This is a genomic window from Streptosporangium sp. NPDC020145 (assembly GCF_040631275.1).
Taxonomy (GTDB): domain Bacteria; phylum Actinomycetota; class Actinomycetes; order Streptosporangiales; family Streptosporangiaceae; genus Streptosporangium.
Map to the genome: position 1 here is coordinate 18,766 of NZ_JBEXZT010000015.1, position 14,424 is coordinate 33,189.

At 68.7% G+C, this 14,424-nt stretch carries 11 protein-coding genes; 6 read left to right on the top strand and 5 right to left on the bottom strand.

Features of this window, described 5'->3' with window-relative positions; all coding sequences use genetic code 11:
- Nucleotides 1-562: 562 nt before the first annotated feature.
- Genes ABZ463_RS25140 through ABZ463_RS25150 form a run of 3 tightly spaced genes read left to right on the top strand, consistent with a single transcriptional unit; the run spans nucleotide 563 to nucleotide 3,362 of the window.
- Complete coding sequence (locus ABZ463_RS25140; RefSeq protein ID WP_362779539.1) at nucleotides 563-2,476, top strand: DUF6571 family protein; 1,914 nt, start codon at nucleotides 563-565, stop codon at nucleotides 2,474-2,476.
- A 20-nt stretch (nucleotides 2,477-2,496) separates the two neighbouring features.
- On the top strand, nucleotides 2,497-3,063 hold the full coding sequence (locus ABZ463_RS25145; protein ID WP_362779542.1) for a hypothetical protein: 567 nt from the start codon (nucleotides 2,497-2,499) through the stop codon (nucleotides 3,061-3,063).
- Nucleotides 3,060-3,362, top strand: coding sequence for a hypothetical protein (locus tag ABZ463_RS25150; protein ID WP_362779545.1), 303 nt, complete (start codon nucleotides 3,060-3,062; stop codon nucleotides 3,360-3,362). The genes ABZ463_RS25145 and ABZ463_RS25150 overlap by 4 nt, the downstream gene beginning before the upstream one ends.
- Nucleotides 3,363-3,779: 417 nt before the next feature.
- On the opposite strand, the gene ABZ463_RS25155 is transcribed toward ABZ463_RS25150, so the two are convergent.
- Nucleotides 3,780-4,298, bottom strand: a complete 519-nt coding sequence (locus ABZ463_RS25155; protein WP_362779548.1) for a hypothetical protein — start codon at nucleotides 4,296-4,298, stop codon at nucleotides 3,780-3,782.
- A 424-nt stretch (nucleotides 4,299-4,722) separates the two neighbouring features.
- On the opposite strand from ABZ463_RS25155, the gene ABZ463_RS25160 reads away from it, so the two are divergent.
- Together ABZ463_RS25160 and ABZ463_RS25165 are read left to right on the top strand one after the other, a co-directional pair.
- Nucleotides 4,723-6,165: an MFS transporter gene (locus ABZ463_RS25160; RefSeq protein ID WP_362779550.1), complete on the top strand. Its 1,443-nt coding sequence runs from the start codon at nucleotides 4,723-4,725 to the stop codon at nucleotides 6,163-6,165.
- 93 nt (nucleotides 6,166-6,258) lie between these two features.
- Entirely contained in the window at nucleotides 6,259-6,627 is a 369-nt protein-coding gene (locus tag ABZ463_RS25165; RefSeq protein ID WP_352015051.1) for a metalloregulator ArsR/SmtB family transcription factor, read from the top strand.
- Here the strand turns inward: ABZ463_RS25165 and ABZ463_RS25170 are convergent.
- Entirely contained in the window at nucleotides 6,599-7,594 is a 996-nt protein-coding gene (locus ABZ463_RS25170) for a helix-turn-helix domain-containing protein (RefSeq protein WP_362779553.1), read from the bottom strand. The genes ABZ463_RS25165 and ABZ463_RS25170 overlap by 29 nt on opposite strands.
- 101 nt (nucleotides 7,595-7,695) lie before the next feature.
- Between ABZ463_RS25170 and ABZ463_RS25175 the strand changes: the two genes are divergently transcribed.
- Nucleotides 7,696-8,775 (top strand): L,D-transpeptidase family protein, encoded by a 1,080-nt coding sequence (locus tag ABZ463_RS25175; protein ID WP_362779556.1) that lies wholly within the window; start codon nucleotides 7,696-7,698, stop codon nucleotides 8,773-8,775.
- Between the two features lie 6 nt (nucleotides 8,776-8,781).
- Here the strand turns inward: ABZ463_RS25175 and ABZ463_RS25180 are convergent, their stop codons facing one another.
- From ABZ463_RS25180 to ABZ463_RS25190, 3 genes are all read right to left on the bottom strand, one after another.
- Complete coding sequence (locus ABZ463_RS25180; RefSeq protein WP_362779558.1) at nucleotides 8,782-10,143, bottom strand: HAMP domain-containing sensor histidine kinase; 1,362 nt, start codon at nucleotides 10,141-10,143, stop codon at nucleotides 8,782-8,784.
- 114 nt (nucleotides 10,144-10,257) lie between these two features.
- Nucleotides 10,258-12,957 (bottom strand): AAA family ATPase, encoded by a 2,700-nt coding sequence (locus ABZ463_RS25185; RefSeq protein WP_362779560.1) that lies wholly within the window; start codon nucleotides 12,955-12,957, stop codon nucleotides 10,258-10,260.
- Between the two features lie 24 nt (nucleotides 12,958-12,981).
- Nucleotides 12,982-14,310 (bottom strand): LCP family protein, encoded by a 1,329-nt coding sequence (locus tag ABZ463_RS25190; RefSeq protein ID WP_352015046.1) that lies wholly within the window; start codon nucleotides 14,308-14,310, stop codon nucleotides 12,982-12,984.
- Nucleotides 14,311-14,424: the final 114 nt, after the last annotated feature.

Here is a 14,424-nt window from a genome sequence, read left to right on the forward strand (position 1 = left end):
GTGTCACCTCTTCCTCATATCGGGGCAATGTACCGAAAATATGGGTAATTGTCCTGGTCAGCTCGGGGCGGGGGGCCGCCGGCCGGGTGGGTGAGGGACGGACCGAAACCCTCAAGATCGTGGTGAGGGTGCCCGGCGGGGTGGGTTTCGGCCCTCTGGAAATCATGGGATCGGCTGGTAGAAATCCCTCCCGTGGTGGGTTGGGTGTTTTACGGAGTGATGTCTTGATTTATCGGAGTATGTGGTAGGGATTCTGTGATTTTCCCTGACTTCACAGGACGGTGGTAGACGTGCTCCATATTGCGGAGATCTTTACTTAAAAGTGGATGGAAAATAATCTTGTTGCCGTAGTCGCCGTATTCTGCCGACCGCGTTGGAGCCCTCCCCTCTCATGGCTCATCCATATCCCACGCCCTCGCCGTTGCCGACGGTCTCGGCGCCGCCTCGGCCGTCCACCGGTCAGCAGGCCGGAGAGTCCCAGGCGAAAGCCGCCGCTCCCGTGCCCATGCCGCATCCGGCCCCGGGCGTCAACGGTGAGTACTCGGGAATCGACCCCGCCTCGATGGACGACTTCGAACGGGGACTCGGCAGGGCACAGGACACCCTCGGCAGGAACGAGCCCCGCATTCGCAGCGCCCTGCAGAAACTCGACCTGGACACCTCGGGCCTGAACGCCCTGCGCGAGATACGGAGCTGGATCGAGACCAGCCGCCCCGACCTGCGTCGCCGCAGCGAGACGATCCGCGCAGAACGCACCGCCTGGGGAACGGCCTCCTCCCTCGACACGACCCCTTTCGGCCTGCCCACCTTCGACGAGAAGCTGTACGGCAAGGCCGCCCACGACCCCGACGTCTACGCCGCCACCCTCAAACTGACCGAGGCCGCGCAGAAGGGCGAGGCCGACGACAGGACCCTGGCGGAGCTGGAGAAACGCACCGGCGACAAGACATTCGCCCTCGGCCTGATGACCACCCTCGGCGCCACGGGGTTCCGCGAGCTGATGGCGAAGGCGGTGGAACAGGGCGACAGCAAGAAGGCGAAACGCCTGCAGGCCGCCCTCGGCAAGACCCTGGGAACGGCGAGTTCGAAACTTCCCGACACCTGGCGTGACGAACTGGTCTCAAGGCCCGCCCTGGGATGGCCGGGAAACGAGTATCGCGCGGTCGCGGAGGCACTGAAATACGGCACCTTCGCATCTCCTTTCCTGCTCTCCGTCGCCAGGAAACTCGACGCCTGGGACCGCGAACCCAACCCGCCGGGCATCAAGTCGAACGTCATGGTGCCGCTCATGGAAGCACTCAGCCGCAATCCGGCAGCCGCCCAGGACTTCTTCGCGGGCGACTCCACCGCGCTCAAGCACTTCCTGACGGAGTGGAGCATGACCGATGGCGGCGAAGCACTGGGCAAGGCCCTGGAGGCGGCGACGCTCACCTTCCGCGACCACGACGGTTCCCCACAACACCCGTCGCGGGGTTACCTGTCGGCAAAAATCGCCTCGGAGCTCATCCACCTGGGGGCCGAACAGATCAATTCGGGGAGCTCCCTCACGGAGTTCGTAAAACCCGTCTCAACCGGTCGCATCCTCGCCGGTTACATCAGTGACGTGGACCGTGTCGCTCAGGATGGCGCGGATTTCGTCGTTCCTGCGGCCCGGAAATCGGACAATCCAAGCTCACCTGGACGAGATCCATGGGGGGCGCAGTTCAAAAAAGAGGAATTACGCCAGGTGATGAAGGAGGCCTTCACGGACTCCCAGGCGTTCGCCCCTGTTCTGGCGGCTCAGACGGCGTTCACACGATGGCTTTTCGATCACGGAGCCGCTGAACTGGCCGATGGCCGGGGTGACGACACGCTCAAGGTCAATGCGGCACGTGTCGGAGCGGGGTTCGGCATGATCACTGATGTTGCCGGCCTGTCCAAGATCGAGAAGGGCAAGGAGTTGGATGAGGCGCAGGAGCGGAACGTGAAACTGCTCACGGCGGCGGTGAACACCGCACTCGCTTTTCCGCAGAAAGGTGCCTGGCCGGTCGCGGCCGGTGTCGTGGGGGCGTGGACGGGGATCATCGAGGACAGCGCAAAGGGGCACGCGGAGGACGACGCCATTGATGACGCCAACGTAGCCGTCGACCAGTCTATGAAGATAATGCAAGATGTCGCTGTCCAGTCCATGCTCAAGCACGGTTTGTTTGGTTCGGTCGAACCCACCGCAAAGACCCACCCCTGGGCTTCGCTCGAAGGCCTGAGGAAGGGGGACGACCCTCGCGAGAATCCCAACAACTTCCTCAAATCGGATGGCCGGACCCTCATGTCCAGGGATGAGATGATCGACAAAAATGCGGTAAGCAACGAAGAGAAGAACCGACGTCTCGTCGCCTATCAGCGCTGGCTTCGCGAGGGGCCGTCGAAAAAAATCTGGTATGAGGTTGAAAGGTATATGAACGACGGGTTCTCCACCGCATTCGTTAAGAACAGATGATGGCGAGAAGACTGCTCCCCGTGATGGGAGTCCTGGTGTGCGGAATTGGATTGCTGGTCGCTTGCGGACGCGGCGTCGTCAAGACCGAAAGGAGCCCGTTGCCCTCGGTGGCGGCGCCACCTTATGCCTGTGATCATATCCCGCTCAAAGCAATTGAGATGATGACGGGAACGCGTGATCCGGTAGTCCGTGGATCATTTGATCTGGAGCTCATGGGGGGGATCGGGTACGGAACCTGTACGGTCTACAGGAGAGACGGCGACCAATTAAAGGTATTACAGGTCGGTCTTACCGCCGGAGGCTATTCAGAAAAAGTCAAGGAACAGATCGAGACCGGGGCCCCTCCGCTTCCTGAAATTGTTCCCGGCGCTGTCGGCTATTATTTCAAGGACAAGGACAGCGAGAGAAACGCCGCATACGCACTGCTCTCGCGTGGCAAAGCACAGATCACCGTTCAGCTGGAGGTCGGCGCCGCAGGGCGTGACAACGCCGCTGATGTGCTGGCGTTGATGAAGTTGATCGCGCCGAGGCTCATCACCGATGCCGGTGCCCCGTCCGCGAGTCCCTCCTCGAAGAGAAGCTCATGACCAGGTTGGTGCCCAATCCGCTTCATGCCGCGTTGGAGGACGCGCTGCGGACGATCGAACCGTTGGTCCAGGAGGTCGAGAGCGGTTTCGAGACGCCGTTTCAGGAGTTCCACTCCGGCGGAGTGTGGACGGGGCCGGCGGCGAAGCGTTTCGACGAGCAGCTCGTCGGTCACCGTACGCGCCTTCGGGGGTCGGCGGACAGGATCCTGGCTGATCTGCGGCAGACGCTGGCCCGCACGCCGCGCCAGGTGTCCGAGGAGGAGGCCACGGCGATCAGGAAACGGTACGGCCTGCCCTGACAACCGGGCGGAAGCCTCAGCGGCCGGAGACATCGAACCCGGAAACGCGGGGGCCGGGAAACGTCACGATCGAGGTCGGCCAGGTGGGTGAGGGGCGGACTGAAATCCTCAAGATCGTGGTGGAGGTGGTTTCGGCCTTCCGGAAACCGGGGGACGCCCGGCGTGCGGTCCGCTGGGTGTCATGAGGTCCGGTGGTCGTGCCGGGGGCCTGCGGCCGTACCCGCTCGTGCCCGGCTCGTCGCTCCGCGGGTACCGATTTCACATGAACGCCGAATTTTGTGAACCGAAGGCCGGTGGGCGAAGGGCGTTTCCACGCCACCGCCCGAGGGGCGAAAAGCACCCTCGGGCGGTGCGCCAGGCATAAACGTCAGCGGTTCACGGCGCAGGTGGCGAACGTGTCGTCAGGCGTCTTCGACGTCAGCAGTTGCGGATGGACCACACCGGTTCCCAGTTGTAGTCGTGTACGCCCGAATCCGGAGTGAACGAGTGCAGCACCTCACCCGCCTGCCCGTAGAAGTACGACGTGACGCCCCCGGTCTGGTTGTTCGTGTAGAAGCCCTCGCCCTTCCAGTAGGACAGGCTGTACCTGGCGCACGTGTACAGCCGGAACTGCCGCCACTTGTTGGTCACGGGGTTCCACGCCTCGGGGCAGAGATTGCCGCTCGGACAGGTGATGGTCGTCCCGGGGTCGTACTCCGCGTAACCGGCGGAGGGTGAGACCGTCGGAGGGTTCGCCAGGAGGGCGGACGTGGCGGGAGGGGCGGCCGGGCGCCTGACCTGGCCGCCGGTCGCGCCCGCGGCCTCGGGGGCGTCCGGCGAGGTGACGGCCGCGCCGGTGGTGCTCACCGTCGTGCCGGTGGTGCTCGCGTCCGCCCCGGCGGGGGCGAGACCGGCCACCAGCACCGCCGCGGACAGAACGACTCCGATCCTTTTCATGATTGTCACTTGCGTGAATTCCCTTCTTGGAGGAGAGGGTCTTGCTGCGAGTGATCCGGGTCGGCACCGGCCTTCGGGACACATGGTCCGGCCTGAATCACCGACCAAAAGACAGATCTGGTCGGCAGGGCGACCAGTTCCGCAGGGAGAGCATAAGCAGACGTTCCACGGATGAACAAACTGATTATTTCTTCGCGTGAGAAAGCGGCTGGTCGTTATTGTGGCGGTGGGGTACTTTATTGTCTTTCCGGTGATTCCGGAAATGCTCGCCATGACAAGCCGTTTCCGCGGGGACGCTCCGGTCCGGCCGCCGGGGAAACCGGGAGGACCCCGCCGTCCGGTGGGCCGGGCAACGACCGTAAACGTCAGGGCAGGGGTGCCGGAGCGGGGCATGAGGTGATCCTTTCGGGGTAGCCGGGGAGGCATGAGCGACGTTCAGACGGGGACGGTGACCACGAAGGTCCCCGCGAGGTTGGACCGGCTGCCCTGGTCACGGTGGCACTGGATGATCATCATCGGCCTCGGAACCGTCTGGATCCTCGACGGCCTCGAAGTGACGATCATCGGTAACCTCTCCGCCCAGCTCGCCAAGCCCGGCAGCGGCCTGGAGATCACCCAGACCCAGGTCGCCGGTACGGCCGCCGCCCTCTACGTGGCCGGAGCGTGTCTCGGGGCGCTGTTCTTCGGCTGGCTGACCGACAGGTTCGGCCGTAAGCGGCTGTTCATCATCACGATGGTCGTCTACCTGGTGGCCACCGCCGCGACCGCGTTCTCGTTCTCGGCGTGGTGGTTCTTCCTGTTCCGTTTCATGACCGGGTTCGGTATCGGTGGTGAGTACGCCGCGATCAACTCCGCCATCGACGAGCTGATCCCGAGCCGCCACCGGGGGCGCATCGACATCGTCATCAACGGCAGCTACTGGCTGGGGGCCGCGGGCGGCGCCCTGTTGACGGTCCCACTGCTCAACGGTTTCGCGGTGAACATCGGCTGGCGTATCGCCTTCGGTCTCGGCGTCGTCCTCGGCCTGGGCATCCTGCTCGTCCGGCGGCACGTTCCGGAGAGCCCGCGATGGCTGTTCATCCACGGCCGGGACCGGGAGGCGGAGGAACTCGTCGACGGCATCGAGGCCCAGGTGGAGGAGGAGAAGGGGGCGCGCCTCGACGAGCCTGAGCGGTCCATGACCATCCACCAGCGCACGTCCATCGGGTTCGGGCGGATCGCCCACACCATGGTGGCCCGCTACCCCAAGCGCACGATCCTGGGCTTCTCCTTGTTCATCGGGCAGGCCTTCCTCTACAACGCCATCACCTTCGGGTACGCGCAGATCCTGTCGACGTTCTTCAAGATCGACACGACCACCGGTTACTTCTTCGCGGTCATCGCGATCGGCAACTTCCTCGGTCCCCTGCTGCTGGGGCACCTGTTCGACACCGTCGGCCGTGTCCCGATGATCTCGGCGACCTACATCGGCTCCGGTGTGCTGCTGCTGGGTACGGCCTGGCTCTTCTCCCAGGGGGTGCTGACCGCGGTGACCCTGACCGCCTGCTGGTGCGTGGTGCTCTTCTTCGCCTCGGCGGGGGCGAGCGCGGCCTACCTGACCGTCAGCGAGATCTTCCCGATGGAGACCAGGGCGATGGCCATCGCGTTCTTCTACGCGATCGGCACCTTCGTCGGAGGCGTCGCCGGCCCGTTGGTCTTCGCCAACCTCGTGGGCAGCGGCCAGGTCGGGGACACGGCGCTGGCCTTCTGCATCGGCGCGGTCCTCATGATCGCCGCGGGTCTGGTCGAGGTGTTCCTCGGCGTCAAGGCGGAGGGCAGGGGGCTTGAGGACATCGCGGAGCCGTTGAGCGCCGCCACACCGACGTGACGGTGCAATTCGGACGAAGAACGTTCCATAATCCGGACCGGGGACTTGATATGATAGTGATTATCATTTGAGCATCTGTTCAGGAGTTCGCCCATGGATGTCGCCACCGCGCCCGACATACACCCCACCATGGAGCTCGACGAGGCCGAGGCGGGGGCGACGCGAGAGCGGATCGTCACCGCGGAGGAGGCCACCCAGCTCGCGGAGCTGTTCCGGCTGCTGGGAGACCCGACCCGGGCCCAGCTTCTCTACGCCCTGCTCGAAGCCGGTGAACTGTGCGTCTACGACCTCACCGAGACGGTCCAGGTCAGCGACACCGCTGTTTCACACGCCCTGAGACTGCTGCGGACCGCGGGCATCGTGGCCAGTCGCAGGGCGGGCAGGATGATCTACTACCGGCTCGCCGACGTCCATGTCCGAATGCTCCTCGACCTCAGCCGTGAGCACCTACGGCATGGCTGAGGCCGTTCGCCGTCGGCCTGAACGTGCGGCGGTAGGCCATCGGTGAGACCCCGACCGTGCTCTGCATGTGCTGCCGCAGCGAGGCGGCGGTGCCGAAACCGGCCTGGGCGGCCACGGCGTCCACGGCCAGGTCGCTGGTCTCCAGCAGGCGGCGGGCCAGTTCGAGCCGTTGCAGGACGAGCCACTGGCCGGGACTGAGCCCGACCTCGTCGCGGAAGCGGCGGGTGAACGTACGGCGGCTCATCCTGGCGTGGGTGGCGAGGTCGACGAGAGACAGGGGCAGGTGCAGGCGTTCCAGCGCCCACGCCCTGGTCGTGGCGGTCGTCGCCGCGGCCTCCTCGGGCACCGGGCGCTCGATGAACTGGGCCTGGCCGCCGTCACGCCACGGCGGGACGACACAACTCCTGGCCACCCGGTTGGCCACCTCGCTGCCGTGGTCACGACGGACGATGTGCAGGCACAGATCGACCCCGGCGGCGACGCCCGCTGAGGTCAGCACGTCCCCGTCGTCGACGAACAACACGTCCGGGTCCAGCTTCACCTGGGGAAACAGCTTCTGGAACCGTTCGGTCCAGCTCCAGTGCGTGGTCGCGGGCCGTCCGTCGAGCAGTCCGGCGGCGGCGAGCACGTAGGCGGCGGTGCAGATCGAGACGAGCCTGGTGCCCGGCCTGATCAGGGCGAGCGCGTCGGCCAGGGGAGGCGGCAGCACCCCCTCCACGGCGATCGGGCCGAGCCGGTGGGTCGCCGGGATCACCACGGTGTCGGCGGTGGCCAGCACCTCGGCCCCGTGGTCCACGGAGATCGAGAAGTCGGCGTCCGTCTCGGCGGGGCCACCGTCCAGGGTGCAGGTGAGCACCTCGTAGAGGTGTTCTCCCGCGGCGTTCCTGGCCATGCCGAAGACCCGGGACGGGATGCCGAGCTCGAAGGGGATGACACCGTCCAGGGCGAGTACCACGACTCTGTGCATGACCCGATCCTTACACACAAATGATTCGGGCCACCATGACTGGGTGATTCTTTGCGTTTCGTCACCTCGCCCCTCCGGACAGTGGGGGTACTTATCGCCATGTGATCAAGTTTTTGGCGGGGACGGTGGCTCTGTCCTTCGGCGCACTGGGCTTCGCGGCTTCGACACCCGGCGGCTCGTTGCGCCCCGGCGACTTCGCCACGCCCGTGAAACGGCTGCAGCAGGAACTGCTGAGGCTGGGGTTCGCGCCGGGACTGGTCAACGGCTACTACGGCTCGGAGACCCAGGCCGCCGTCTGGGCCTTCCAGAAGTCACAGGGGCTCGTGCCGCGTGACAGGGTCGGCAGGCGGACCTGGCGCGCCCTGGCCCACCCGCGCGTCCCGGCGCCGATGGTGCCCGGCGGTGAGCCGCGGCGGGTGGAGATCGACCTGGAACGTCAGCTCCTCACCGTCTACCGGGGCCGTCACCGGGCACTCGTCTCCCACGTCTCCCCCGGCGCCGGACCCGCCTTCTGCCGGAACGGCCTCAGCTCGGCGGAGGAGGCTCCGACGGGGGACTTCCAGGTCGCCGAACGCCTTCCGCGCCCCGGGGTCGATCCGCTGGCCCCGATCTACGAGACGTTCTCCTTCGCGGCCTCCGGACCGGGCGGCGGCGGACCCGGACCGGGCGGCGGACCCGGGGCAGGGCCGAGCGGTGGCAGGCCCGAGGCCGGGGCGGACCGTGACAGGCACGAGGTCAGGCCGAGCGGTGGCGGGTCCGAGGTCAGGCCGGTGCGCCGGATGAGGGAGGTCCCCCTCCCGGACGGAACGCCCCGTCCCCGGCCGACGGTCCGGCGGTCCTACCCGATCAACACGGTCGCGCCGGTCAGGCCGGCCCCCACGGTCAAGCCCGTCTACCCGATGGCCACGGTCAAGCCGATCCGCCCGGTCCCCACCGCCGGGCCGTTCCATCTGCGGCCCCCCGCCGAACCCCCCATCGGGCCCCCCGTCGGACCGATCGACATCGGGCCGATCAGCCGGGCCCCCGCCGTACGGTCCGTCCCGCCCGAGGTCCGGGCGCAGGCGAGCCCGGAGCCCGCCGCGTCCGCGGTCCGCGGGTGCGTCCGGGTTCCCACGCACGTCGCCGAGCGGCTCTTCGGCCTGGTCGAGCCGGGTGACCCGGTGTACGTCCGCCACGGCTGAGAGCCGTCACGGCGTCGCCAGGGACAGGGGGAGTTTGAGGACGAGCCTGGCGCCCTGACCGTTCGTGCTGGTGGCCGCGTACAGGACGCCCTGGTGCGCCGAGGCGATGTCCCTGGCGATGGGGAGGCCGAGACCGGTCCCCCCGGCGTCGCGGCTGCGGGCCGAGTCCAGGCGGGCGAACCGCTGGAAGATCCGTTCGCGTTCCTCGGGCGGGATGCCGTGTCCGTCGTCGGCGATCTCGATGACGGCGTCCCCGTCCTGGCGCGCGACGTGGACGTCGACCTTGTTGGCCGCGTGACGGTCGGCGTTGGCGAGGAGGTTGGTCAGCAGGCGCATCAGCTGGAGCCTGTCGCCCCTGACGACCACGTCCGGGGCGAGGTGCGTGCGGATCTCGTGCCGGGAGGGGCGGCGCCGTACCTCACCGGCGACCAGTTCGCCGAGGTCGATGGATTCGGGGTCGCCGGTGACCCCGGCGTCGAGATGGGCGAGCAGGAGGAGGTCGTTGACGATCGCCTGGAGGCGTTCGGCGTCGTTGAGCGCCGACCGTATCGTCTGGGAGTGGTCCTCGAACTCCGGGTCGGACAGGGCGAGTTCGAGCTTGGTGCGCAGTCCCGTCAGCGGGGTGCGCAGTTCGTGCGAGGCGTCGGAGACGAAGCGGCGCTGGCGTTCGGCGGCCTGGTCGAGCCGTTCGAGGGTGGTGTTGATGGTCCGGGTGAGCGCGCAGAACTCGGTCTCGTCGTCGCCGACGGTCAACCGGCGGCCGAGGTCGGAGGCGCTGATCGAGGCCATCTCCTCGCGCATCTCGTCGACCGGTTCCAGGGTCCGTCCGACGGCCCGCCAGGTGCCCCAGCCGAGCAGCGCCAGAAGCACGAGGGACAGACCGGCGAGCCCGAACTCCAGGGTGTGGCCCGTGACCAGCGCGGACTCGGGCGTCGCCGCGTAGACCATGACGCCCCCGGCGGGGGCGTTCGTGTCCAGCAGGCCCACGACGACGAAGCACGTCCTTTCGCCCGCCCGGGTGGCGCACGACCTGGTCTCCACCCGGTTGTCGTTGTCCGGAGGCCAGGCCCTGGTGATGGCGGGACGGCCCCTCATCGCCAGACTGGCCGCGAGCACCCGGCCGTCACGGGCGACGACCTGCAGGCGCCTGACCTGCTGCGTCGGCAGGATGTCGTCGTTCACCCTGCGGTTGACCTCGTACGCCTGCCGGGCGGCCTGCGAGACGAGTTGCACGGCCCGGTCGGAGAGCCAGGCGCGTATGGCGAGCGACGTCGCGGCCGAGCCGATCCCCAGGATCACCGCGAAGATCATGACCGTGGTGAGCGTCGCCCGGGCCCGGATCGAGCGAGGCCTTCGCCATGAAGCCACGCTTCCCCCCAAAAGATCCTCTTCTCCTATTTATAGGTTGTGGATCTTCACAGGAGAGCAAAGGCGAAATAGCCCTTATGTCCTTTTAAACGAGTGCGGCAATCGGATGGTCGATCAGTCGGAGAGGGCGATCGTCGCCAGCTCCCCACGGGAGGCGACCCCGAGTTTGGGATAGGCCTTGTAGAGGTGGTAGCCGACCGTGCGCGGGCTCAGGAAGAGCTGGGCGGCGATGTCCCGGTTCGACAGTCCACGGGCCGCGAGCCGTACGATCTGCAGTTCCTGCGGGGTGAGCAGGGCCAGCAGGCCGGGCGCCGAGGTGGCGGGGGCGGTTGAGCCGGTCGCGTTCAGCTCCGCCCTCGCCCGGTCCGCCCACGGCGTGGCCCCCAGCCGCTCGAAGACCTCAAGCGCGGCGCGCAGGTGGGGCCGGGCGTCGGCCTTCCTGCGCGTACGGCGCAGCCACTCCCCGTACAGCAGCGCGGTCCTGGCCCGTTCGAACGGCCGTCCCTCCACCCGCAGCGCCTCGGCGAAGTGCTCCTCGGAGTCGTCGAGCAGGGCCTGGCAGCGCGCGAGCAGGGCGCACGCCCACGGCTGCCCGATGCCGAGCGCCCACCGGCGGAAGCCGTCCAGGGCCTCGGCCGCCCGTTCGGGGGCGCCGAACCGTACCGCCGCCTCGACCAGGTCGGGAACACTGCGCTTCCCGGCCACCTGGTAGCCGCCCGCGACCGGTTCGAGACGCGAGAGCGCGGCCTCGATCCGGCCCCGCCCGAGGTCGAGGACGCCGAGCGCCCAGGTCGCCCACCCGTGGCCCGCCGGTCCCGCCGCGAGCGCCTCGTCGGCCAGCGCGCGGCAGCGCTCCTCGTCGCCTTCGAGCGCGGCGAGGTAGGCGAGGAAGGCTCCCAGCTGCGCGGCCCACTGTGTCTGCCCGGTGTCGCGCGCGATGCGCAGGCCCTCGGTCGCGGTGGTCAGCGCGTCGCGGTGCCGTCCGTGGAACATCTCGGTCTCGGCGAGGAAGAACAGCAGCGTGGGCAGCGTCCCGATGCCGCCCGTCGACCTGGCCTCGGCGACCAGCGCCCTGGCCGTCTCGCCGACCTCCTCGTCCTGCCCGGCGACCAGCCCCATCCCGCAGACCTGGACCAGGTCACCCGGGCGCGCGCCCGCCTCGCGGGCCTCGGCGATCGTCCTGGCCAGTGAGGGCGCCGTCCCGCTCCGCGTCAGCGTCGCCGTGACGAACGCGGCGACCGGCGCCAGCGGGTCACCGTCCGGCAGGGACAGCGCACCGAGCCGGGCGGCGGCGTGGTCGACCTCGGCCGCGCCGATGTACCAGGCGCCGTGCAGGGCCTGGAACAGCATGCGCGCCGCCTCCGTGCCCCCGGTCAGGGCGGCCCCCTCGACCAGCGCCTCGTAGGCGGCGCGCACGGTCCCGCGCAGGAAGTCGGCGGTCGCGCGGACGTGCGTCAGCCGCGCCCCGAGCGCCGCCGTCCCCGCACGCTCCCCCGCCTCCGCGTGCTCCCCCGGGCCCACGTGCTCTCCCGGCTCCGCGTGCTCCCCCGGGCCCACGGCGAGTACGGCCAGCAACCGGGCGGCCTGTTCCGCGAGCGTCCCCGCCCGGTCGAGCTGGCCCGCCCACGCCGCCGTCTCCGCGGCCAGGGTGAGCCGTGCGGCCCGGGTGTCCGGCCGGAGGCTCAGCCTGGCGGCCCGCTCGTAGGCGCTCGACGCGGCGGCGTACCCGCTGCGGTCGCTCGCCCGCGCGGCCGTACGCTCAAGCTCGGCCGCCACCTCCTCGTCGGGGCCGGTCGCGGCCATCGCCAGATGCCAGGCGCGCCGGTCGGCGTCCTCCTGGCCGTCAAGGGCCTCGGCGAGCGCCCGGTGTACGGCCAGCCGCAGACTGGGCGGGATCCCCTGGTAGACGGCGGCCCTGACCAGGGGGTGCCGGAAGGTCACGGTGCCCGCCTGGACCCTGACCAGGTCAGCGCTCTCCGCCGGATGCAGGTCTTCGAGGAAGTCCCCGAACGTGGCCGCGGCCCGCAGCACGACGCGCAGGTCACCGGTGTCCTCGGCCGAGGCGACGGCCAGCAGCCCCTGGGTCGCCTCGGGCAGCCGCTTGACCTGCCCGAGGAAGGCGTTCTGGACCCGGTCGGTCAGCGCCGGCGCCGTACCGTCTCCGGCGGCGGCCTTGGGCAGCTCGATCAGCGCGAGCGGATTGCCCCGCGCCTCGGCGAGCACGCGGTAGCGGGTGACGGGGTCGATCTCCGGACCGAGCAGGGCCGCGGAGGCGGGCGCGTCGAGGCCGCGCAGCACGAGCTCGTCGATTCCCTGGGCGGTGAACGGGTCACGCGCGGCGAGGATCAGCACGACCCCCTCCGCGTCCAGCCGTCGCGCGGCGAACAGCAGCGCGTCCGTCGAGGCCCGGTCGAGCCACTGGGCGTCGTCGACGAGCACCAGCAGCGGCCCCTCCTCGGCCAGCTCGGACAGCAGGGAGAGCACCGCGAGGCCGACCAGCAGCCGGTCCCCGGCCTGTACTGCGGCCAGCCCGAAGGCGGCCCTGACGGCCCGTTCCTGCTGCTCGGGCAGCGCGTCCAGCCGGTCGAGCACCGGCCGCAGCAGCAGGTGGAGCCCGGCGAAGGGCAGCTCGGCCTCCGACTCGATCCCGGTGCCGCGGAGCACCCGCGCGTCCCCGGCCGCGGCGTGGTCGAGCAGCGCGGTCTTGCCGATGCCGGGTTCGCCCCGCACGAGCAGGGCGCCGCTACGGCCCGCGCGGGCCTCGGAGAGCAGCCGGTCGATCACGGCCTGTTCGGCGGCCCGCCCGTACAACATGCCCCGACCCCTACTCAACCAGGATCAGGTGCCCGCACAGGAGTCGTGGGTGGCGTCGAAGCCCTTCAGGCTGTCGAGGTCGTCCTGCTTGAGCGGCTTGAGACCCTTCCAGTCGTCGCCGATGGTGAGGATGAGCCTGGGCGTGGTCGCCCGCCGTACGAGCAGGCCCGAGGACTTGAGCACGTCCCGGGTGAGGGTCGGCGCCGCGGGGGCGCCGTTCGGCGAGTAGGCGATCGTGGTCTTCGGGTACGGCTTGTGCGGCGCGTCGGTGATCTTGGCGATGTGGTAGCCGCGCTCTTCGAGCTGTACGGCCACCAGCGAGCCGAGACCCTTCCTGGCGGTCCCGTTGCGGACCTCGACCTGGATCTTCGACCGGGAGACCTTGGCCTGGCCGCCCCTGACGCCGGACCCCTTGACGGCCGTGTCCTTGGCGACGATCTGGAAGAGCTTCCTGCTCTGCGGCTCGACCCACTCGACCCGGCCCGGATAGGTGACGGAGTAGCGCCACGGTGTGGTGATGAAGTGGATCTGCCCGGCGGCCAGGCCCTGGGCGCTGGTCGCCAGGTCCTTCATCACGCTCGGGGTGAGCGCGGGGTCGGTGGTTACCGACTTGGTGGCCGCGTCGAGGAAGCCGAAGAGCCGGGCCGGGTCGGTGAGCGTCTCGCCGCTCATCACCTTCTTGATCATGGAGGCGATGAACATCTGCTGCCGCTGGATGCGCCCGATGTCCGAGCCGTCACCCAGGCTGTAGCGGGCCCTGACGTAGCCGAGGGCCTGCTCGCCCTTGAGCGTCTGCTTGCCCGCGGGCAGGGTGAGCAGGGCCTTCTTGTCGCGGATCGGCTCGGGGATGCACACCTCGACCCCGCCGACCGCGTCGACCATGTCCTTGAAGCCGGTGAAGTCGACCTTCACGAAGTGGTCGATGCGGATGCCGGTGAGCGTCTCGATGGTCTTCCAGGTGCAGGTGATCCCGCCCGAGTTGAACGACTCGTTGATCATGCCCAGGTGCGCCCGCTGGCCGGTGAGCCCCGGCTTCGCCTTGCAGTCGGGGAGCTGGACCATCGAGTCGCGGGGGAAGCTGACGACCATCGCGTTGTCCCGCTTCGGGGAGATGTGCGCGAGCATGATGGTGTCGGTGCGCTCGCCGGGGAACTTCCCGTATTTCGCGTTCTTGCCGCCGCGCTGGTCGGAGCCGACCACCAGGACGTTCAGCGCCTTGGTCGCGACCTTCACGGGACGGGCGCCCAGTTCCTCGTCGGGGACCTCGATGTGTTTGACGTTGCCGCTCAGCCTGAGGTAGGCACCCGCGACCGTCGCCACCGCCAGGACGACGACGGTGGTGACGATGGACACCAGCCACCACAGCCATTTGCGACGTCGCCGTGGGGCCTGGCCTTCCGGCTTCGTGGGCGCCTCTGTCAGCCCGCTACTCACGTGTCTCCCGGGGAGGATGGGTCAGGGACACGC